Source organism: Gilliamella sp. Occ4-3, assembly GCF_001690675.1.
Classification (GTDB): Bacteria; Pseudomonadota; Gammaproteobacteria; order Enterobacterales; family Orbaceae; genus Gilliamella; species Gilliamella bombi.
Genome location: NZ_LZHR01000024.1, coordinates 11,521 through 33,407, shown reverse-complemented (window position 1 = coordinate 33,407; position 21,887 = coordinate 11,521). Strand labels below are relative to the sequence as shown.

Sequence of the window (21,887 nt, the reverse complement as noted above, 5' to 3'; positions counted from 1 at the left end):
CTCATTTATACCTTCCAAATTATTTCTCAACGAATTATCGAAATTATCGTTCAAATCACCTAAAACAGCTTTGCTAGTATTAGCACTGTTATTATTGTCATCGTCATGGAATGTTCAGGCGAATGGTAAAAAGGCTCGAGCGGGTAATCGTAGTGATGCAATAATAATACCGTCGCCAGTTATCAATTATGCAAGGCCGAATCTACATGTGGGTACGGGCTTATCCGCAGGCCCAGCTGACATATGGAATCCTGATAAGGGCTTTTTAGTACAATCAATCAATCCTGAATCATACAGCCTAAATTTTCCGACTACAGGTGCGCATAATTTATATTTTGATTTACTCATAAGTGGAGTAGATATAAATGAATTGACATGGGAACCCGTTACTTTGGGGGGAATCACTGCAACAGTGACAAATGTTGTAGCTAATGATAGGTGGATTCCTCAAGAAGATAAAGGAGAAGTAGTTGTACGCGTTAAGCTAACAGGTCCAGAGGCAAGAAATCAATGGTACAATCCTCATCCTAACCCAATTGCTATGCCACAGTTACCACAGACGTTTGAGTTAGTGGGTAGAGATAAAGATGGTTATGAGGTAGTAAAATATGGATTTGAGTTGAGGCAGTGGTTCTTCCTTCGGGCGGGGGATTTTTCGAGATATGATATGTATTATAGTAACCAGTTAGCATGGTGTAATGGTTTGGGTTATCGCATGCCGAGGGTAAACGATTTAACCAATGCAATGTGTAGTGATTACACGGATTTCGCCTGTATGAATGGCGCACATGGCGCCACGCCTTCGTCACGAGGTAATTGGTACATGCGTTACATAGGTGCAGGATTTTTCACGGAGTGGGGCCACGTGGGCTACTACGCTGATGCGAACTTCTACGACGACCCCTCCTACATCAATTTCGCCTACTGGACAAGCGACGAGTCAGGTTACGATGGCCACTTCGTTGTCACCTCGAACACCCCCATTCTCATCGGCAACGTCTTCGCCATCAGCGCCGACGGCAGAACTGCCGTTGTTTGCACCGCACCTTAGTTTTTTTAGCGTTTAGTCCTTAATCCTTAGGGCGCGGAAGGTGGTTATGGTGCTTGTGAGGGGACAATATAGACAAGAATAAAGCCCCCGCGCAAGTTGGGGCGCCGAGCTGGCAAAGCCTGCGAGGCTAGTATTTTAATGACTAAAAGTCAAAAAAGCTTCTGACTGATGATGCCAAAGCAATGATAACTTAATATAATTAAATATTATCATAATAAATATTGAGTAAAATTAGCAACAAATAAAACAGGTTATTTTGTAGCTTACTTTTTTGTTTAAATGTCAAACATTTTTTTTATAAAAATATTAAAAAGTGATGATATACGATTCTAGTAAGGTAATTTTTTGTGGCGTATAATTTGGTTCCACTAATCACTTTCTAGCTGTAAAACCAAGATGAAATTTAATGCAATAATTGTGGCTTTAATGGTTACCAGTCTATCTTGTGCTGCAACAGAACCTGCCCTCCATTGGGGTTATGAAGGCGAAAATAATCCAGAAAATTGGGGACACCTTTCGCCAGAGTTTTCAACCTGCGAAACAGGAAAAAATCAATCACCAATTAACATTGAACATGTTTTTAAAACGCACCACGATAAACTTAAACTGACGTTCAAACTAAGCAAGCAGGAAATCATCAATAACGGTCATACAATTCAAGTTAATGTTAATGATGGTAATACGCTTGAAATTGACAACGAGCTGTTTACGTTACAACAATTCCATTTTCATACGCCAAGCGAAAATAAAATTAAAGGCAAATACTTCCCGATGGAAGCTCATTTTGTTTATAAAAACAAAAATGGCGACTTAACGGTTGTTGCCTTGATGTTTAATAAAGGAAAACCTAATCCTGAATTAGCGAAAGCTTGGCAACAAATGCCAGAAGACGAAGGCAGTACCGCCACATTATCTCAATCAGTCGATATTAAGGCTTTATTGCCAAATAGATTGGATTTTTACCGCTTTAGCGGTTCACTAACAACTCCACCTTGTACTGAAGGCGTTCGATGGATTGTGTTAGAACAAGAAAGCAGTGCATCTGCTGAACAAATCGAAAAATTCCACTCAATCATGCATCACAACAATAATCGTCCAACGCAACCTTTGAATGGGCGAGTGATTGTTGATTAGTGTTTCTAGGCTCTGTTTAGTGTGAATAGAGCCTTGAATTTGTGCATTTATTATCTATCAACAAGTAAGATATATCGCTTATTTTTTAAGTAATTTTCTGCCTTGATAGTCACAACTCATATTCTATAAATACTATTAGTTAGCTTAAATTAGTTCACTTAACTATCGTTGTCTTTCTTAATTGATGAAGGCGATTATATTTAAATTAAGCTAGCAAAGAAAAGTTTTCTAACGATAGGATATTATCTTGTTTGCTAATATAACAATACTAAAAATCCCTAGAATAAACTAAAAATACAACTTAGGTTTGTAATAATACTTAATCAATAATCGATTAGATAATGCAGTTAATTAATGAATTAACTTATTAAAAAAGTTATATTATCTGCCAATAAAAATTACGTTTTATGATTAAAAAGGAATAGTTAACATGAAAGATAAAATTTTTACTATTACAGTAATATTATTAGCTGGGTTTGGCATGTCCTTTTCGGTTAACGCAATTTATGAGATAACTTGCCCCGATTCAGTTCAAGTAAAATCCATTCCGACGGAACTAGAAATATTGCCTGAAGGGTGGCAAATATTCGAACAGAAAAATCAGTTTTTGCAGGTTGATGATGGTGAAGTATATTCTGGTAAACCAGTGAATTTAGGACAGATGATACCTTTTACAATTACTATTAACGGTAAAAAATATAAACATTCATGGCATGTTGATACTAGTTATAATACATCCAATGATACTGGCTACTGGTTTAATTGTTCTTATTCATTTAATCGAGTTCGCCTGATAAAACGTATCGATTCGACCATGAAAACTTGTTGGGTAATAACTTCAAAAGATGCAAAAGGTAAAATGAAAGTAAAACTAAATTGCGATAAAAAAATACATGAAGGTCCACAATCTTTTTATTAAACGTGATGATAAAGTTAGTTTAAGTTTCCACAGTGAGTAAATTAGACAGTAAAAATAACCTTGGCTTGGATAGCTAATAGTCAATGCATTTTTTTAATAAGATGATGTTAATTAGTCAAAATCATCTTATTTTTATACGATTAATTAGGAATAGAAAACGTGAAAAGTAAAATTTTAAATTTAGCAACAATAGCCATAATAGGGGCAAGTTTTTGTGATTCAGTTAACGCAAATGAAGAGATAGTTTGTCCCGAATCGGTAACAATAAAATATTCTAAACCTGATTTAGAAGTTGTACCTGACGGTTGGGAAGTGTCTGAAGAAGGCTATGATATGAAAAAAATTGATAGTTTAATTTTGCCAGAAGATATTGCTCACAGTACTTCTTTACGTCGACTAAATCAAGTAGAAGTATATTCAGGAAAATCAGCCGATTCCGCAAAACAAATAAAACCTAAGCCAGCGACAATAAATGGGAAAAAATATAAGGCAGTTTGGTTGTTAGATGGTAGTAATGATACCAATAAATTGAGCTTTTGGGCTAGCTGCAATTATAGCTATAATAACAAAGTACAACTGATAAAGCCTATTGATGCCTCGCTGAAAACTTGTTGGGCAATTTACACCCAAGATCAGCAACAAGGAACACTTGCTAAATTAGTGTGTAGCGCTGAAAAGGTAAAATAATTTTAGTTTGGATATTCGGGAATGTGTTCAAATTTACCACAAAATATTGCCTAATAAAGATTAATTAAGATGGTCGGTGTTCCCCCCCTTACTTTTTGGGGATTAGATCGTTATAGATTACTTTTGTATATGTTGATTTATAAAATGAATGACAGGTCGCCAGACTTCCTGTTCTGGTGCTTGATAATCCCATAAAGGTGTAACCAGATCATCTAATATTTTTAATTTAGTGATAAAATTTTTTGAGTAGGTTTGACGTTCTTCTTCCGAAATGGCTAATAATCTTTCTGAAGAAATATATTTGCGCTTTTGCCGTGGATTTTCAATAAAATTGGCTAAACTACATAATTCTTTCTCATTTTCACATTCAGAATAAGAAAAGGGATAAGTTTGTTCTACTTGTTCAAAAGCATCTGCAATTTGTGGTAAATTTACCGCTTTCATTGCGGGTACGATATATTTTGCTGTAGCATAATTCCATAAAAGATTACACCAACCATCACTTTGCCAGTGACTGATGGTATGAATGACAACAAAAGCATAAAAGGCATTTCGATCCAGCTTTGTGCTTAGATCAGATTCGCAAGGTATATATTCATAAATTTTATCAAAGATTTCTATTACATCCTCAAAATCAGATAGCTTTTTATTCTGAGTTAACATATTAATTGTTATCATTCTATTTCCTTATTTTATTTGAATTTTAACATATTTGAAAAGTAATGAGATTTTATTTAGTTGCTATTTTAAAAATATACTTTTTATTGGGTATGTAAAAATTGTGTTGATAATTAAATTTGGATAGATTTTAAAAGGTTTTAATCATTATCATTGGATTGGCGTAAAACAGTAAGATTAAATTTATGCTGTTTAGATGAGCAAGAGAGGTTAGTGCAACCTCTCTTTTTCTGCGATAAATGTTAATTTATTTTACGCGTGATACGTATTCGCCTGAACGGGTATCCACTTTAAGGATCTCGCCAATTTGTACAAATAAAGGCACGCGAACAACTGCACCTGTTGATAATGTTGCTGGTTTACCACCTGTTCCTGCTGTGTCGCCTTTTAAACCTGGATCAGTTTCGATTACTTCAAGTTCAACAAAATTTGGTGGTGTTACTGCAATCGGTTGGCCGTTCCATAAAGTTAAAATACATTCCGCTTGATCAACTAACCATTTTGCATTGTCGCCAACCGCTTTGGCATCAGCCGAAAGTTGCTCAAATGTATCGTTATTCATAAAATGCCAAAATTCACCATCGGTATAAAGATAAGTTAAATTCATATCAACAACGTCAGCGGCTTCAACTGATTCGCCTGATTTGAATGTTTTGTCAACAGTTTTGCCTGAAAGTAATTTTTTAATTTTTACACGATTAATAGATTGACCTTTACCTGGTTTATAAAACTCATTTTCAACAATGACACACGGTTCGCCGTCTTGCATTATTTTAAGACCAGCTTTAAACTCATTAGTACTATAAGATGCCATAAAAGCTCCAACTAAAATTCTGAATTACAAAAAATGAGTCGTATTATACAGCAAAAAGTTGAACTACCAAATAATAAAGATGAGTGGATTTTTGATCTGGCCAATGTTGTGACAGATATCAACGTTTTATACTCCTGTTTAGGACTAGATCCCAATACCATTTCAATCCGCATGCAACAAGCAAAAAAGGCGTTTCCGCTTCGAGTTCCTAGGGCTTTTATTAATCGAATGGAAAAGGGTAATAGTAATGACCCACTTTTGTTACAGGTGCTTTGTGATGATAGGGAGTTATTAAAAGTTGAAGGGTATAGTCATGACCCATTACAAGAGCAAGATAATGCCATTCCTGGATTATTGCATAAGTATCACAATCGGGCATTATTGATCACTAAGACCGCTTGTGCAATTAACTGCCGTTACTGTTTTAGACGGCATTTCCCTTATCATGATAATCAAGGATCTAAGAAGAATCTTGCCATTGCGCTTGAATATATTGCAAATCATCCTGAACTTGATGAAATTATTTTATCAGGAGGTGATCCGTTAATGGCAAAAGATCATGAAATGGCTTTTTTGATTAATGCACTTGAAAAAATACCTCATGTTAAGCGTTTACGGATTCATACGCGTTTGGCTGTTGTTATTCCTTCACGAGTAACGGCTGAACTTTGTCGGTTATTTGTTGAAAGTAGGTTGCAAATTGTAGTAATTACTCACATTAATCATTCAAATGAAATTGATAATGCAGTTGCTGGCGCAGTTGGGCTTTTAAAAAAGAGTGATGTAATTGTGCTAAATCAAAGTGTATTACTGAAAAATATTAATGATAATGCCAATGTTTTGGCTCAGTTAAGTAATAAACTTTTTGATATTGGCATTTTGCCTTATTACATTCATTTATTAGATAAAGTACAAGGAGCTGCTCATTTTCTAGTTGATGATAACTCAGCTAAATTAATAATGAAACAGCTTGCCGAGCAAGTATCTGGTTATTTAGTGCCTAAATTAGCGCGCGAAATCGGTGGTGAGAAAAGTAAACAAGTACTTACTTTTTGGAATTAGTTAATTGTTTTTTTAGTTATAACTTATTATTTTATAATCTATTTATTCTATTTTATTTTATCGTATGGTAATTAAGGGTTAATGGGATTTATCTGTAAAAATCTCATTGACGAAAAATAAAATAGGCACTATAATTCCGACCTCTTTAATTAATGCTGTGGAGTTTTTACTCTGCAACCTGTTGATAATTAGATTTGGATATAAATCGTCATGAAACGCACATTTCAACCATCAGTATTAAAACGCAATAGAACTCACGGTTTCCGTGCTCGTATGGCAACTAAAAACGGTCGTCAAGTTCTTGCTCGCCGTCGTGCTAAAGGCCGTGTTCGTTTAACTGTTGCTAGCTGATTTAAAGTTGGGTGATTAAGTTCACTTTTCCTCGGGAGTTGCGGTTGTTAACTCCCTTTGATTTCAATCATGTCTTCCAAGAGTCCATTCGGGCTGGTTCTCCGTTTTTAACTTTAGTTGCACGAAAAAATAACTACAATCATATGCGGTTAGGGTTTGCTATAGCTAAAAAACAAGTGAAACGAGCTCATGAGCGTAATCGTATAAGGCGACTGGCTAAAGAGTATTTTCGGCTTCATCAACATCAATTTCCTAATATTGATTTTATTGTGATGGCCAAACAGCCAGTTATCGACTTAGATAATCAGCAACTCGTTGAAACACTGAATAAATTATGCCAACGAATCATAGCCAAATACGAGGCTTGAATAAATTTAAATTGATTATTAAACAGCATATTTATGCATTTAACTATATGATAGTTAATGTTTTTGTGTTTTTTGTTCGTGTTTATCAACGTTTTATTAGTCCTTTATTAGGTCCTAAATGTCGCTTTACACCGACATGTTCACAGTATGCAATAATTGCACTGAGACGCTTTGGATTAATAAAAGGTGGTTGGCTAACCGTTAAACGTGTATTAAAATGTCATCCTTTACATGAAGGAGGAGAAGATTTTGTTCCTCCAAAAATTAAAACCAATAGAGAAAAACACTAATGGGATCTCAACGTAATATTTTAGTCATTGCTTTACTTTTTGTATCTTTTTTTATTTGGAAAGCGTGGGAAGAAGATCACACACCTAAACCCCCGATCGAAAACCAATTAACACAACAAAGTGATGATGGCTCAATAGCTGGCGCAGTAGGTAAAACAATTACTGTAAAATCAGATGTGCTGTCACTCACTATTAATACTTATGGTGGGGATGTTCAGGCTGCACAATTATTGAAATATGAGCAAACTCTTCATTCTGGTACGCCTTTCCAATTATTAACATCTCGTCCAGATTTTGTTTATGTTGCTGAAAGCGGATTAACAGGTAAGGATGGTCCTGATAATGCAACTCAAGGATCAAAACGTCCAGTCTATCAAACTGAAAAGTCAGAATATGTTTTAGCTGATGGGCAAGATGAATTGCGTGTTCCTCTTAATTATCAAGTTAATGGTGTAAGTTATACTAAATACTATATATTACACCGTGGTAGTTATTCTATTGATGTTCAGTATGATATTAATAACCAAAGCAGTGCACCTGTTGATGTTGCCATGTATGGTCAATTAAAACAAACAATTAAATTACCTGATGATATTCCAACCGAAGGTGGTAGTGGATTAGGACAAAGCGCATTCCGTGGTACAGCTTACTCTAGTTCTAGTTCTAATTATAGTAAATACAGTTTTGATGATATCAAAGATAAAGCTTTATCGGTTGAGACTCAAACGGGTTGGATTGCGATGTTGCAACACTATTTTGCTTCCGCATGGGTACCCGCACAGGATAAAAATAATCTATTTTATTCTCGTGCGACGGCTAATAATTCTCAAGCAACAATTGGTTTCAAAAGTGAATCAGCAGTTATTCCTGCGGGGAGTTCACAAATTATTGGTGCAAAATTATGGTTAGGACCAGAAATTCAAAGCCAATTGAAAGAAACAGCCAATCATCTTGATTTAGTTGTTGACTATGGATGGTTATGGTTTTTATCACAACCGTTGTTTTATTTGTTGAAGTTTATTCAGAGTTTTGTTGGTAACTGGGGCTTCTCAATTATTGTTATCACATTTATTGTTCGAGGTATTTTATTCCCATTAACTCGTGCTCAGTATCGTTCAATGGCGAAAATGAAGTTGTTACAGCCTCGCATACAAGCTTTAAAAGAGCGTTATGGTGATAATAGGCAAAAAATTAGTGTAGAAACAATGGCGCTTTACAAGCAAGAAAAAGTGAATCCGTTAGGTGGTTGTCTGCCATTAATTATCCAAATGCCGATTTTTTTATCATTGTTCTATATGTTAAGTAGTACAGTTGAACTACGACATGCGCCATTTGCGCTTTGGATTTATGATTTATCAGCGCAAGATCCATACTATATTTTGCCTTTATTAATGGGTGTCAGTATGTTTTTAATTCAGAAAATGTCACCAACACCTGTTACCGATCCACTACAACAAAAATTAATGACTTATATGCCATTAATTTTTACGTTGTTCTTCTTATGGTTCCCATCAGGCTTGGTTTTATATTATATCGTCAGTAACTTATTCACAATTGCTCAGCAACGAATTATTTACTGGGAACTTGAGAAAAAGGGACTTCACGAGAAGAAAAAGAAATAGTATTGATTAAAAGGAGGAGTGATCCTCCTTTTTTGTTTTTATCTTTGGTGTTAATAATATGAATATACAGCAACAATTTAATTTGATAGGTAATGAAAACGGTTATTGGTTTGTAAGTGCTAATGGACGATTATGGCTGCCTAATGGTGAAGTTCCTGTTGGGTGTGCTGATGAATTTGGTTTTACCAACAAACTTGCTCAACCAATAGGTGAATGGAATGGGCAAACAGCTTGGCTGATTTGTGATGAAATGAAAAATGCGATGAGTTCAGTTCGTTCATTACTTGATAGAACAGATCAATCATTATTTAATTTAGCTGGTCGAGCAGTGCAACTTTCTGAGTTTTATCGTTCCCACAAATATTGTGGATATTGTGGGCATGAGATGTATATCAGTAGCACGGAATGGTGTTGTCTATGCGATCACTGCAAAGAGCGCTATTATCCACAAATTTCACCATCTATTATTGTGGCTATTCGTCATAATAATAAAATTTTATTAGCAAAACATGTTAGGCATAATCAAGATAACTTATATACCGTTTTAGCTGGTTTTACTGAAATCGGTGAAACAATGGAAACAGCCGTTGAACGAGAAGTATTTGAAGAATCAAAAATAAAAATTAAAAATATTCGTTATGTTGGTTCGCAACCTTGGCCATTTCCAAATTCATTAATGATGGCTTATTTAGCTGATTATGATAGCGGTGAAATAGTGGTAGATAAAAACGAACTCATTGAAGCAAATTGGTACCATTATACAGAGTTACCTAAAATTCCTGAGTATGGCACCATTGCTAGACGCTTAATTGAGGATACAATTATACTTTGCCGCGAATATGATGAATATGGCAATGACTAATTATATTGAATTGTTCTTGTTAGATTAACTGTTTTTGATTCGTCACCTGTTGTAATACACACAGCTTTAGTCCAATCACTGTTTGGATTATAATCTGAATAAGTACAAGTTTCTATTAGTTCTACCTCTTGTTCGTTTTTATCATTAATGATGATGTCTCCATTTGATGATAATTTAAAGGTTTTGATAATAGTTTTTTCTAATTGATTGTTTGCGTTATATACAAATTCTTTTTCTTGAGCCAACACAGGGAATTTTGTTTTTTCATCTACAGGAATATAGGCATTATATAACACGAGTTCTACACGATTGTTGTCATAAATAATTTTGCTGTTAAAAATGATATTATTTTCTGCAAAATGCGATAAAGTTGTTTCAACTAAACGATCTTGTTCATCGAACTCTGAACTTGCGACGATATCATTTTCATTGTTTTTCATACCTAGTATATTTTGTGAAGAATCAAAGGTAATATCGTAAACGTTTCTGGTATCGCCTATGCCGTAGCTATATTTAGCTGTGTCGTAGTTAATTTCGCCATGTAGCCCTTCTAAATCATAATTAGCTACAAAGCCTTTGTCATTGTAGTTAATTATCTTAGTTGATGAGCCTTGAATATGCTGTTGTTTAATCATTTTACTAAATGGTAATAGCTCTGGCTCAGTATGGAAAAGGTAGCTATTAATAACTGCTGTTGGTAGTTGTGGTAAGTTTTTTTTGTCAGATGTTTTTTTATCATCGCAACCGTTAATTAGTAATGTACTGCTAATTATGCACGTATATAAAAATAAATTATTTTTTCTCATAGTTCTATTTTCCTTTTATCCTGTTTTCTTATTTATTTTTGCACCATACTGCAAGTGCTTCACATTGCCAATCTTTCATCATATAGTACCAAGCAGAGCGCCATTTACGTACTGTATCATTGTGTAAATTTAAAGCTTTTCCTATTTGTGAGTTATTAGCCCCAGAAACAAGTAACTCAATGAATTGTAGCCATAATTCAGGTTTTGGTATACGGTTTAAACTAGTGTTGCTTAAAAGACTAAAGCTATGTCGACACCGTTTACAGCGATAGCAAGTGCGAGAACCAATTTTGGCGGTTTCGTTAGATCCACAGTGTTTACAAGTTGGATTTTGTTCATTCAATAAGGCAGTTACTTTAGCTTTAATGGTATTGTATTGTTCCGCTAAAGATGGCATTAGTTTTGTTTGTTTTTGATGTGTATACCAGTTATGTAATGATGGGTAATAGCTTTGAAGATAGTTAATAATAGCTCGATCCCGTCGTATAACTTTTTCGAGCGATGTTTCGAGTCTGTCCGCAATTTCTTTATAACCCATTTTATTTATTCGGTTGGTAAAAATAAACTCTAACCAATTATAGGGCATTAAACGATAGAAAGGAGTATTGGTTGAAACGGTAAAATATTTATGACAGTCTTTACAACGATATGTTTTATTAGGTTTTGAACGAATTATATAGAATTCAGTTTTTTTACAGAAGGGACAAGATTGCACATGTTGCGATGTTATTTTTTCTAGGTCATGATGAAAAGCTTTAAATTCATCATGTAATTCGTTTGGTACGAGTTCATAAATCATTTTTTATTCCCTTATCGCTTATCCCCGTAAATATTATCAGATTTTTACATAAACATATAGCTTTCCTGAAACTTTTTTACATTTTCTAGTAAAGTACAATAATTGTCCAAGTATAAATATGATAATTAATGTTTATCTATAAATTTCTTATACTGGTGAATTAAAAAGATGTGAAAAATTGCTATTAAATAATATGATTAATAATGTGATTTGATGAATATGAGAATCTAGATAGGTAATTAAATGCTCCTTCCAATTTGAAAAGAGCAGTATTTCAAAAAATATTATTTTTGTTGATGCAACCATTCGGCTACTTGTTTGGCAAAATAGGTTAATACGCCATCGGCACCAGCACGTTTAAAGCAAAGTAAAGATTCCATAATTGCTGATTTTTCATCTAACCAACCGTTTTGAATTGCCGCTGTTAACATAGCATATTCGCCAGAAACTTGATAAGCAAAAGTTGGGACAGCAAAGGTGTCTTTAACTCTTCGAACGATATCAAGATAAGGCATACCAGGTTTAACCATGACCATATCTGCACCTTCACTTAAATCTTGATAGATTTCTTGTAATGCTTCGTTACTATTAGCTGGATCGAGTTGATAAGTTTTTTTATTGCCACCTTTAATATTTTTCGCAGAACCGACAGCATCACGAAAAGGACCATAAAAACTTGATGCGTACTTTGCGGAATAAGCCATAATTTGTGTGTTAAAAAAACCGTGCTTTTCGAGTTCGTTACGTATTGCTCCAATGCGTCCATCCATCATGTCACTTGGTGCAATAATATCTACACCTGCTTGAGCTTGCATTAATGCTTGTTTAACAAGCGTTTCAACAGAGATATCATTTTGTACATACCCTTGTTCATCAATAATGCCATCTTGTCCATGCGTGGTATATGGATCAAGTGCGACATCAGTTAGTACACCGAGCTCTGGAATTTCTTTTTTTAATGCTCGAACAGCTTTTGGTACTAATCCATTTTCGTTATATGCTTCTTGTGCTAATGAAGATTTTTTTGATGGTTCAATAGCGGGAAATAGTGAAAGAACAGGAATTCCTAGTTTAGCTACTTGTTCCGCTTCTTTTAACAATACGTCAATACTCATTCGATTAACGTTTGGCATCGAGGTAATTGATTCAGTAATATTATTTCCTTCAACAATAAAAACCGGATAAATTAGATCGTTGACCGTCAAACTATGTTCTGCAACCATACGACGACTAAAGTCATGGGCACGATTACGGCGTAGGCGGCGCTTTGGATATTGACCAGTAATTAATGATGGCATGAAATACTCCTGTTTATTCTCAATTAGGTTTGATTTATTATCTGACTCTATATGCTGATTAGCAAATTAATTTGTTATCTTGTAATAATTCTATTTTTTACTTTACAACATATATCGATTGAGGGTAAAATTGCGCACTAATTTTAATCCCTTGTGATATTAAACAAATTTGAGGTGAGAGGCACATGCCAGTAATTAAAGTACGTGAAAATGAACCTTTCGATGTAGCGTTACGTCGTTTCAAACGTTCTTGTGAAAAAGCAGGAATTTTAGCTGAAGTTCGTAATCGTGAATTTTACGAAAAACCAACAACTATTCGTAAACGAGCTAAAGCAGCAGCTGTTAAGCGTCATGCTAAAAAATTAGAAAGAGAAAACGCTCGTCGTACTCGCTTATATTAATATTTTAAGATTATTTATACTGAAAATTAAAATTGATATTAAAAATCAATTTATTATCTTTTTGATATAAAGAATTCTAACAAGCCGTATTTTGATACGGCTTGTTGTCTTTTTATAACACCATAATTGGTTAAAGTTTTATCATGAAAGGTCTTATTCCTCGCGATTTTATCTTGGATCTAACTGCTCGAACTAACATTCTTGATGTGATTGGTAAACGGGTTAAAATGAAAAAAAAGGGGAATAATTATTTTGGTTGTTGCCCTTTTCATGATGAAAAAACAGCTTCTTTTTCTCTTAATGAGAAAAAACAGATCTTTTATTGTTTTGGATGTGGAGCGTCAGGATCTGTTGTTAATTTTCTAATGCAATATGAGAGGTTATCTTTTCCTGAGGCTATTGAAGAGTTAGCTAGCTTGCAAGGGATTCGTGTCCCTTATATTGATAACGATAAAAATCAAATTGATCAATCAAAGCACATTGAATCTAGAAATGTACGTCGAGATCTATATACTTTGATGGGCAAAATTACCGATTTTTATCAGCAACAATTAGCATTATCTACATCTACTGATGCTCAAAAATATCTTGAGCAACGGGGACTCAATGCAGAAATTATAGCACGGTATAGAATTGGTTTTGCGCCTAATGAGTGGCGTTTAACTTCACAAAGTGTGGTTAAAACAAAAGCTGAAGAAGCACTTTATGAACAAGCCGGTATGCAAGTCAGCCACGATAGGGGTAATCAATATGACCGTTTTCGTGGAAGAATCATGTTTCCTATTCGTGATAGACAAGGCAATGTTATCGCGTTTGGTGGACGAACTATCATTAATGATTCTGCAAAATATATTAATTCACCAGAAACCCCTATTTTTCATAAAGGCTTTCAACTTTATGGACTTTATGAAACGCTAGAAGTCAATCGTAATCCTCAGCAATTGATGGTGGTTGAAGGCTATATGGATGTGGTTTCGCTTGCTCAATATGGCATTGATTATTCTGTTGCTGCTTTAGGTACGGCTACATCAGAGGAGCATATTAAATTATTATTTAGAGCAACCGATTCGGTAATATTTTGTTATGACGGCGATAATGCTGGGCGAAGCGCTGCTTGGCGGGCACTTAATGTTTTATTACCTTGCTTAATCGATGGTAAGAAAATTACTTTTGCTTTTTTACCTCAAGATGAAGATCCTGATAGTTTTGTGCGTAAAGTCGGTAAGGATAATTTTGAAAAATATTTAAATGAATCTTCAAATTTATCGAAATTTTTATTTGATGAACTTTTGAAACAGGTTGATTTAAAAACGGCTGAAGGAAAAGCGAAATTGAGCTCGCTAGCTTTACCGCTACTTGATCAAATTAAGGCGAAAGCCTTTAGATTAAATTTATTGCAGAAGCTCGGTAATTATTTAGGTTTACTTGATGTATCTCAATTAGAACAATTAATTCAAGAAAATCGTTCCCAACGTGATGAAAAGGCAAATGAAAAAGCACCTACATCACAAATGAAATTAACAACGATGCGAGTTTTAATTGGTTTATTACTTCAATATCCTAATCTTGCTGAGCAAGTTTCTGATATAAATGTGATTCGCCAGGTTAAAATGGCTGGGATCGAGATTTTTGTTGAATTACTTGAACTATGTCAACGTTATCCCAATATAACTACTGCACAAATATTAATAGAGTGTATGGATAGACCGTTTTATAAGCAGTTGAATCGTTTATCCACATGGGAGTGTCATTATCAAGATGCTGAAATAGGCTCAATTTTTTCACATACTTTAAAAGAGTTATATGATAATATACTCGCCCAGAGGCAAGATGAACTAATCGCAAAAGAGAGAGTCTCCGGTTTAAGCACCGCAGAGAAAAAAGAATTGGCGACTTTAATACTTGTTTTATCAAAAAAAGACTAAATATATAGAGTACGTGTAGATTCCAGATATTGTTCTACATGCATAATATAAATGACCAAATAACTAAAATGGATACCTTTATGGAGCAAAATTCTCAATCACAGTTAAAACTCCTAATCATTCGAGGTAAGGAGCTAGGATACCTGACCTATGCTGATGTCAACGATCACTTGCCTGAAGAGATTATTGATTCAGATCAGATTGAAGATATTATCCAAATGATTAATGATATGGGGATTCAAGTTCTTGAAGAAGCCCCAGATTCTGATGAGTTATTACTTTCAGATAATGTCCCTGATGAAGAGGCCGTTGAAGCTGCAACAGCATTAGTATTATCTAATGTTGAGTCAGAAATTGGTAGAACAACCGATCCTGTTCGTATGTATATGCGTGAAATGGGAGCGGTTGAACTGTTAACGCGTGAAGGCGAAATCGATATTGCTAAGCGTATTGAAGATGGTATTAATCAAGTTCAAACTTCGGTATCCGAATATCCAGAAGCTATAACTTATCTTTTAGAGCAATATAATTTAATCGAAAGTGGACAAGTTCGTTTATCTGATTTGATTACAGGTTTTGTTGATCCAAATGCTGAAGAAGTTGTTGAAGAGTTACCTGAAGATTTAGACGTTAGTGAAACCGAAATTGAAATCGATGATAGCGATGATGATAGTGAGGATGATGAAAACGAGGCATCAACTGATGATGATGTTTCTATCGATCCCGAAGTTGCTAAAGCTAAATTTGCCGAATTAAAAGAGCAACATGATAAAACGTCTGATGCTATTAAAAAATATGGTCGTGCTCATAAAAAAGCACAAAAAGAGATCGAAAATCTATCAGAAATATTTAAACAATTCCGTTTAGTTGCTAAACAGTTTGATATTCTTGTTAATAACATGAGAAGCATGATGGAGCGTGTTAGAACTCATGAACGTGTTATTATGAGGATTTGTGTTGAAAAATGCAAAATGCCGAAAAAACTATTTATGACTTATTTTACTGGTAATGAAAATAGCATGGATTGGTTTAAGAAAGCTTTATCATCGAAAGGTGCTTTTGCGGCTAATTTAAAAGATTTTGAAACTCAAATTGCTGCTCAAGTTGATTCGTTACAACAAATTGAAACTGAAACAAGTCTTTCTATTGAGCAAATTAAAGATATTAATCGACGTATGTCTATTGGCGAAGCTAAAGCGCGTCGAGCTAAGAAAGAAATGGTAGAAGCTAACTTACGACTAGTTATTTCTATTGCGAAAAAATACACCAACCGAGGATTACAATTCTTAGATCTTATCCAAGAAGGTAATATTGGCTTGATGAAAGCAGTTGATAAATTTGAATATCGTCGTGGTTATAAATTCTCAACCTATGCAACTTGGTGGATAAGACAAGCGATTACTCGTTCTATAGCTGACCAAGCAAGGACAATTCGTATTCCGGTACATATGATTGAAACAATTAATAAGTTAAATCGTATTTCTCGTCAAATGTTACAGGAAATCGGTCGTGAACCAACACCTGAAGAGTTATCTGAACGCATGCAAATGCCTGAAGATAAAATTCGTAAAGTGCTTAAAATTGCTAAAGAGCCAATTTCGATGGAAACACCAGTTGGTGATGACGAAGATTCGCATTTAGGTGATTTTATTGAAGATACTGCGCTTGAGCAACCGCTAGATGCGGCGACTTCTGAGAGTTTACGTAGCGCAACTCGCGATATTTTATCAGGATTAACGCCTAGAGAAGCGAAAGTGTTACGTATGCGATTTGGTATTGATATGAATACAGATCATACGCTAGAAGAAGTTGGTAAGCAATTTGATGTAACTCGTGAACGTATTCGTCAAATTGAGGCTAAGGCGCTGAGAAAATTACGTCATCCAAGTCGATCTGATGTGCTTCGTAGTTTCTTAGAATAAATTTTATCTTTCTTGTATATCGCCACTTTTGTGGCGATTTTTTTATTCTTGTTAATCAAAGATATTAAAAATCATGAATATATTTCAACGTGTTAAGATTGATTCATTCTTATTGATTCTAATTTGTGTTGTGATTACAGCTAGCTTTTTTCCTTGTGAAGGACAGGCTAAAACGGTTTTTGAATACCTTACAACTTTTGCTATTGGCTTGCTATTTTTTATGCATGGTGCAAAACTTTCTTTTCAAGCAATTGTCTCTGGTATTAAAAATTGGCGATTACATTTGTTAATATTTACAACTACATTTGTAATATTCCCAGTTTTAGGCATGATGATGCAGTTACTAGTGCCCACTTTTTTATCGCACGATATTTATTTAGGTTTTGTTTATCTTTGTGTTTTACCAGCAACAGTGCAGTCTGCAATAGCATTTACTTCAATAGCTAAAGGTAATGTGGCAGCAGCTATTTGCAGTGCCTCAGCATCAACGTTATTGGGGGTGTTTATTACCCCGCTTTTAGTTGGATTGTTAATACATACTCAAACCTCGGCATCAATGAACATAATTGATGCCATTACCTCTATTATGCTGAAACTGATGTTGCCTTTTGTTGTCGGGCATTTATCTAGACGTTTTATTGGTCAATGGGTAGATAAGTATAAAAATATTATTTCTAAAACAGATCGTTTGTCGATTTTATTAGTGGTTTATGTCGCGTTTAGTGATGCAGTTGTTAATGGTATATGGTCGCAAGTCGGTTTTTTATCTTTGTTAAATATTATATTTTTCTCAATTATTTTGTTAGTTATAGTTTTATTTATTACCACTTATAGTGCAAGATTTTTTGGTTTTAGCAAACAAGATGAAATCACAATTGTATTTTGTGGTTCAAAAAAGAGCCTAGCAAGCGGTATTCCAATGGCAAGTGTTATCTTCCCCATGTCGATGATGGGTATTTTGATCCTACCTTTAATGATCTTTCATCAAATCCAATTAATGATTTGTGCTTTTTTAGCTGCTCGTTATGCTAAAAGAAAAATATAAAAATTGTTTTGCTCATTAGCTTATTCTCAAGGATAATAGTGGCGCTAATTAACAACAGAAAGATATATTATGTTTCATCTATTTGCTGATTTAGAATTTTCAACCATTATATTATTAGTCTTAGCTTTACTTTTTGTACTCTTTTATGAGGCTATTAATGGATTTCATGATACTGCTAATGCTGTTGCCACTGTTATTTATACAAGGGCATTGAAAGAACAGCTTGCCGTTTTTATGGCCGGAGTATTTAATTTCTTTGGCGTACTACTTGGTGGGCTTAGTGTGGCTTATGCCATTGTGCATTTGTTACCAACTGATTTATTACTTAATGTAAGCTCTACTCATGGGCTTGCTATGGTATTTTCTATTTTATTTGCAGCAATCATTTGGAATTTAGGTACTTGGTTTGTTGGTATTCCTGCATCAAGTTCACATACTTTAATTGGTTCTATTATTGGCGTAGCACTTGCAAATGCATTGGTTATGGATACATCAATTATTGATGCGCTTAATATTCCTAAGATGATTCAAATCTTTTTATCCTTGATTGTTTCACCAATAGTTGGTCTTGTTATTGCTGGATTAATGATTTTTTGTCTGCGTAAGTATTGGACACGTAAAGGGCAAAGTAAAAAGAGTAGTAAAAAAAGAGAACGCATCTTTATGACTCCAGAGCAGCGAGAAAAACTTTATGGTAAGAAAAAGCCACCTTTTTGGATCCGAATAATGCTTATTATTTCTGCTGCAGGTGTGAGTTTTTCTCATGGTGCTAATGATGGACAAAAAGGTATTGGTTTATTAATGTTAGTATTGATGGGTATCGCTCCTGCTGGCTTTATTGTTAATATGAATGCGTCCACCTATGATATTACTAACACTCGTAATGCTATTGATAATATTCGAGAGTACTTTGTTACTCACAATGATGATCTAACTACGATAATAGGTAAACAACCTGCATTAGATACAAGTATTCCAGAAGGCGATTTGAATAAGTATCATTGTGACTATTCACATTCATTTATCACACTGGGTATTGCTCATAATTTATTTAATAAAATCAATAATTATGAATCACTCACAGTTGAACAACGTTCACAAGCTAGACGCATATTATTATGTTTATCGGATACTGTTTCGCATGTTGCTAAACAAGCTAATGTAACAGCAGAGGAAAAACAATATCTGAAATCTTTGAATAACGATTTACTTAAAACTGTTGAATATGCGCCGATTTGGATCATTATTTCGGTAGCTTCAGCACTAGCAATTGGAACAATGATAGGATGGCGTCGTGTAGCTATTACTATTGGTGAAAAAATTGGTAAAAAAGGGATGACTTACGCACAGGGCGTGTCTGCACAAATCACTACGGCTTTATCAATTGGGATTGCAAGTTATACTGGTATGCCTGTTTCAACAACTCAAGTTCTTTCTTCATCTGTGGCAGGTACAATGATTGTTGATGGTGGTGGCGTTCAAAGTAAGACCATTAAAAATATTGCATTAACTTGGATTTTAACACTTCCAATTTCAATTTTGTTATCTGGGTCACTTTTTTGGCTTGCTCAAAAATTGATTTAGTAGTAAAAAGAGAGTATCAATTTTGTAGTTTTATCTGACCGTTAAATTGGAAGGAGTAATGTATCATGGCTTATAAACACATATTAGTTGCAGTAGATTTATCACCTGAAAGTGAAGTTCTTGTCGAAAAAGCAGTTTCTATGGCTAGGCCATATAATGCTCAAATATCTTTGATTCATGTTGGTATTAATTATTCTGATCTTTATACTGGTTTAGTTGATATTAATATGAATGATATGAAAGACCGAATTACTGAAGATGCGCATATTGCATTAAATAAACTAGCCAATGATGCGGGATATCCTATAGCCCATACTCTTTCTGGGAATGGTGAATTTGACCAAGTATTAATCGAAGCAATTCATGAATATGGCGCTGATCTTGTCGTGTGTGGTCATCATCAGGACTTTTGGAGTAAGTTAATGTCTTCTGCTCGTCAACTTATCAATAATACACATATTGATACATTAATTGTTCCGCTAAAAGATGAAGAACCAGCAGAAGAACCAGCTAAATGAAGTATTAAATATCAACCCGCTTAATTAGCGGGTTTTTTTATAGATATTAGATAGTTTTTTGTAAAAAACTTTCAGGTAACTATGTGTTTCAGTATATTTTTATTTACTACTTTTTGTTTGTGCATATAGTCGTTTATCGAAATATACTCCAATTTTAACTTAGTTTATAAGGGGATTTAATATGAATATAGCTTTGGTTACTGGTGCATCCTCTGGATTTGGGCAAGCTATCTGCCGTAAGCTTATAGCAGATGGTTATAAAGTTGTAGGCGTAGCTAGACGTGCAGATAAACTACAAAACCTTGCAGATGAATTAGGTGCTAATTTCTTTTCATTACCATTAGATATAACTAAAAAAGATGCAGTAAATACTATTTTATTGCAACTACCAAATGAATTTAAGCCCATAGATATTTTAATAAATAATGCAGGTCTAGCATTAGGTTTAGAACCTGCTTATGAAGCAGATTATAACGATTGGGAAACAATGATTGAAACTAACATTATTGGGCTAGTAAATCTAACTCGACAAATTTTACCAGAAATGGTTGAGCGCAATTTTGGTTATATTATTAATCTTGGATCTGTGGCTGGTACTTATGCTTATAAAGGCGGAAATGTTTATGGTGCATCTAAAGCTTTTGTTAAACAATTTAGTGCTAATTTGCGTACCGATTTATTAGGGAAAAAGGTTAGAGTTACTAATATCGAACCGGGATTAAGTGGTGGTACAGAGTTTTCAAATGTTCGCTTTCATGGCGATAACCAGAAGGCCGAACAGGTTTATCAAGGTGTTGAATTTATTACTCCCGAAGATATAGCTAATACTGTCTCTTGGTTAATTAATACACCAAATCATTTTAATGTCAACTCAATTGAAATAATGCCTGTTGCACAAGCATCGGCAGGATTGTCTGTTTGTAAAGAGGCCAAATAAGATAACTTTTTTATTAATTTTTTTCTGTTGATTTTTAGTAGAAATTAAAAAAATTTGTTTGGCAAACAAAATAGACTTGCACTTATGCTAATGGGTTGTTATTCTTTCTTCTTGTGATTTTGATTGAGGTTTATGGCAATGACATTTTCTGAAGTAACGAAAACATTTGCGACAAGTTTGCCTGGTACTGATAGTTATGTAAAGCTAAGAAAGGCAATGAGAGCACTAATTCAAGAAGATCCAAAAAATGCATCGGTTTATTTTCTGATTTTTGGATTTGCTCGTACATATGTTATGTTATATGAAGATCAAGAAGTATCGCCGCAATTTGCCGAAGATAATCAAAAGCTAATGTTATCGTATCTTAATATTTTAGATGAAGCATTAAAAAAACAAGATGAAAAGTGCATATATCAAGCATTGAATAAAGTTGTTAATGAATACGAAAATAGCAAAAAGGTTTTTTAAAATTACAGCCTGACATGAAAATGTTGGGCTGTTTTGTTTTTAGTTTAATTAAATATTTTTTAGGGAAAATCATGATAATTTTAGTTAGTATGACAGGAATTATTAGCACCTTAGGTACTATTATGCGATCTAGGGCGGGTTGATTTTTTCAATAAATATTAAAAAACCCGCCCCCTAAAGGCGGGTTTTTATTTTGCATGGAAATAAAGTAGTTAACCTGTGCAAAAAATTAAAAATAGAATTAGCATGATAAGACTACAAGATTTTTGATACCTATAAATAAGTTCTAAAAACTGTAATTATAGATAGTAATGGGCATAAACTAAGATAATAAGTAAGGTGTGAT

The 21,887-nt window shown here is 34.2% G+C and carries 23 protein-coding genes; 18 read left to right on the top strand and 5 right to left on the bottom strand.

The window, feature by feature from the left end; translation table 11 throughout:
- Positions 1–94 precede the first annotated feature (94 nt).
- From A9G44_RS03040 to A9G44_RS03025, 4 genes are all read left to right on the top strand, one after another.
- On the top strand, positions 95–1,051 hold the full coding sequence (locus A9G44_RS03040; protein ID WP_065609166.1) for a hypothetical protein: 957 nt from the start codon (positions 95–97) through the stop codon (positions 1,049–1,051).
- A 396-nt stretch (positions 1,052–1,447) separates the two neighbouring features.
- The gene (locus A9G44_RS03035) at positions 1,448–2,185 is read left to right on the top strand and encodes a carbonic anhydrase (protein ID WP_034914950.1); all 738 of its coding nucleotides are present in this window, start codon (positions 1,448–1,450) and stop codon (positions 2,183–2,185) included.
- A gap of 430 nt (positions 2,186–2,615) precedes the next feature.
- Positions 2,616–3,104: an STY0301 family protein gene (locus A9G44_RS03030; protein ID WP_034914955.1), complete on the top strand. Its 489-nt coding sequence runs from the start codon at positions 2,616–2,618 to the stop codon at positions 3,102–3,104.
- Between the two features lie 159 nt (positions 3,105–3,263).
- On the top strand, positions 3,264–3,791 hold the full coding sequence (locus A9G44_RS03025; protein WP_065609165.1) for an STY0301 family protein: 528 nt from the start codon (positions 3,264–3,266) through the stop codon (positions 3,789–3,791).
- A 117-nt stretch (positions 3,792–3,908) separates the two neighbouring features.
- Here the strand turns inward: A9G44_RS03025 and A9G44_RS03020 are convergent, their stop codons facing one another.
- Together A9G44_RS03020 and efp are read right to left on the bottom strand one after the other, a co-directional pair.
- Positions 3,909–4,469 (bottom strand): hypothetical protein, encoded by a 561-nt coding sequence (locus A9G44_RS03020; protein ID WP_065609164.1) that lies wholly within the window; start codon positions 4,467–4,469, stop codon positions 3,909–3,911.
- Positions 4,470–4,716: 247 nt separating this feature from the next.
- On the bottom strand, positions 4,717–5,283 hold the full coding sequence (efp, locus tag A9G44_RS03015; protein WP_034914965.1) for an elongation factor P: 567 nt from the start codon (positions 5,281–5,283) through the stop codon (positions 4,717–4,719).
- Positions 5,284–5,316: 33 nt separating this feature from the next.
- Between efp and epmB the strand changes: the two genes are divergently transcribed.
- From epmB to nudC, 6 genes are all read left to right on the top strand, one after another.
- The gene (epmB, locus tag A9G44_RS03010) at positions 5,317–6,345 is read left to right on the top strand and encodes an EF-P beta-lysylation protein EpmB (RefSeq protein ID WP_065609163.1); all 1,029 of its coding nucleotides are present in this window, start codon (positions 5,317–5,319) and stop codon (positions 6,343–6,345) included.
- Positions 6,346–6,555: 210 nt separating this feature from the next.
- Positions 6,556–6,696: a 50S ribosomal protein L34 gene (gene rpmH, locus A9G44_RS03005; protein WP_025314679.1), complete on the top strand. Its 141-nt coding sequence runs from the start codon at positions 6,556–6,558 to the stop codon at positions 6,694–6,696.
- Positions 6,697–6,707: 11 nt separating this feature from the next.
- The gene (gene rnpA / locus A9G44_RS03000; protein WP_080702383.1) at positions 6,708–7,064 is read left to right on the top strand and encodes a ribonuclease P protein component; all 357 of its coding nucleotides are present in this window, start codon (positions 6,708–6,710) and stop codon (positions 7,062–7,064) included.
- 47 nt (positions 7,065–7,111) lie between these two features.
- Entirely contained in the window at positions 7,112–7,354 is a 243-nt protein-coding gene (yidD, locus tag A9G44_RS02995; RefSeq protein WP_034914994.1) for a membrane protein insertion efficiency factor YidD, read from the top strand.
- Positions 7,354–8,976 carry a membrane protein insertase YidC gene (yidC, locus tag A9G44_RS02990; protein WP_065609162.1) on the top strand — a complete coding sequence of 541 codons (1,623 nt, stop codon included), beginning with the start codon at positions 7,354–7,356 and terminating at the stop codon, positions 8,974–8,976. The genes yidD and yidC overlap by 1 nt, the downstream gene beginning before the upstream one ends.
- A gap of 58 nt (positions 8,977–9,034) precedes the next feature.
- Positions 9,035–9,838 (top strand): NAD(+) diphosphatase, encoded by an 804-nt coding sequence (gene nudC, locus A9G44_RS02985; protein ID WP_065589856.1) that lies wholly within the window; start codon positions 9,035–9,037, stop codon positions 9,836–9,838.
- On the opposite strand, the gene A9G44_RS02980 is transcribed toward nudC, so the two are convergent.
- The 3 genes from A9G44_RS02980 to hemB all read right to left on the bottom strand — a co-directional run bounded on the left by A9G44_RS02980 (position 9,835) and on the right by hemB (position 12,741).
- Positions 9,835–10,644: a hypothetical protein gene (locus A9G44_RS02980; protein WP_034914980.1), complete on the bottom strand. Its 810-nt coding sequence runs from the start codon at positions 10,642–10,644 to the stop codon at positions 9,835–9,837. The genes nudC and A9G44_RS02980 overlap by 4 nt on opposite strands.
- A gap of 28 nt (positions 10,645–10,672) precedes the next feature.
- Complete coding sequence (locus A9G44_RS02975) at positions 10,673–11,443, bottom strand: hypothetical protein (RefSeq protein WP_034914983.1); 771 nt, start codon at positions 11,441–11,443, stop codon at positions 10,673–10,675.
- A 284-nt stretch (positions 11,444–11,727) separates the two neighbouring features.
- Positions 11,728–12,741 (bottom strand): porphobilinogen synthase, encoded by a 1,014-nt coding sequence (gene hemB / locus A9G44_RS02970; protein WP_065609161.1) that lies wholly within the window; start codon positions 12,739–12,741, stop codon positions 11,728–11,730.
- A gap of 185 nt (positions 12,742–12,926) precedes the next feature.
- On the opposite strand from hemB, the gene rpsU reads away from it, so the two are divergent.
- The 8 genes from rpsU (at position 12,927) to A9G44_RS02930 (ending at position 21,541) form a co-directional block, all read left to right on the top strand.
- Positions 12,927–13,142, top strand: a complete 216-nt coding sequence (gene rpsU, locus A9G44_RS02965) for a 30S ribosomal protein S21 (protein ID WP_024495180.1) — start codon at positions 12,927–12,929, stop codon at positions 13,140–13,142.
- Positions 13,143–13,285: 143 nt separating this feature from the next.
- Entirely contained in the window at positions 13,286–15,067 is a 1,782-nt protein-coding gene (dnaG, locus tag A9G44_RS02960) for a DNA primase (protein WP_065609160.1), read from the top strand.
- An 80-nt stretch (positions 15,068–15,147) separates the two neighbouring features.
- Positions 15,148–16,989, top strand: a complete 1,842-nt coding sequence (gene rpoD, locus A9G44_RS02955; protein WP_034914122.1) for an RNA polymerase sigma factor RpoD — start codon at positions 15,148–15,150, stop codon at positions 16,987–16,989.
- 73 nt (positions 16,990–17,062) lie between these two features.
- Complete coding sequence (locus A9G44_RS02950) at positions 17,063–18,034, top strand: bile acid:sodium symporter family protein (RefSeq protein ID WP_065609159.1); 972 nt, start codon at positions 17,063–17,065, stop codon at positions 18,032–18,034.
- A 69-nt stretch (positions 18,035–18,103) separates the two neighbouring features.
- Entirely contained in the window at positions 18,104–19,618 is a 1,515-nt protein-coding gene (gene pitA, locus A9G44_RS02945) for an inorganic phosphate transporter PitA (protein ID WP_034914116.1), read from the top strand.
- Between the two features lie 65 nt (positions 19,619–19,683).
- Positions 19,684–20,136, top strand: a complete 453-nt coding sequence (gene uspA, locus A9G44_RS02940; RefSeq protein ID WP_065589863.1) for a universal stress protein UspA — start codon at positions 19,684–19,686, stop codon at positions 20,134–20,136.
- A gap of 181 nt (positions 20,137–20,317) precedes the next feature.
- The gene (locus A9G44_RS02935) at positions 20,318–21,073 is read left to right on the top strand and encodes an SDR family NAD(P)-dependent oxidoreductase (protein WP_065609158.1); all 756 of its coding nucleotides are present in this window, start codon (positions 20,318–20,320) and stop codon (positions 21,071–21,073) included.
- A 138-nt stretch (positions 21,074–21,211) separates the two neighbouring features.
- The gene (locus tag A9G44_RS02930; protein ID WP_034914101.1) at positions 21,212–21,541 is read left to right on the top strand and encodes a hypothetical protein; all 330 of its coding nucleotides are present in this window, start codon (positions 21,212–21,214) and stop codon (positions 21,539–21,541) included.
- Positions 21,542–21,887: the final 346 nt, after the last annotated feature.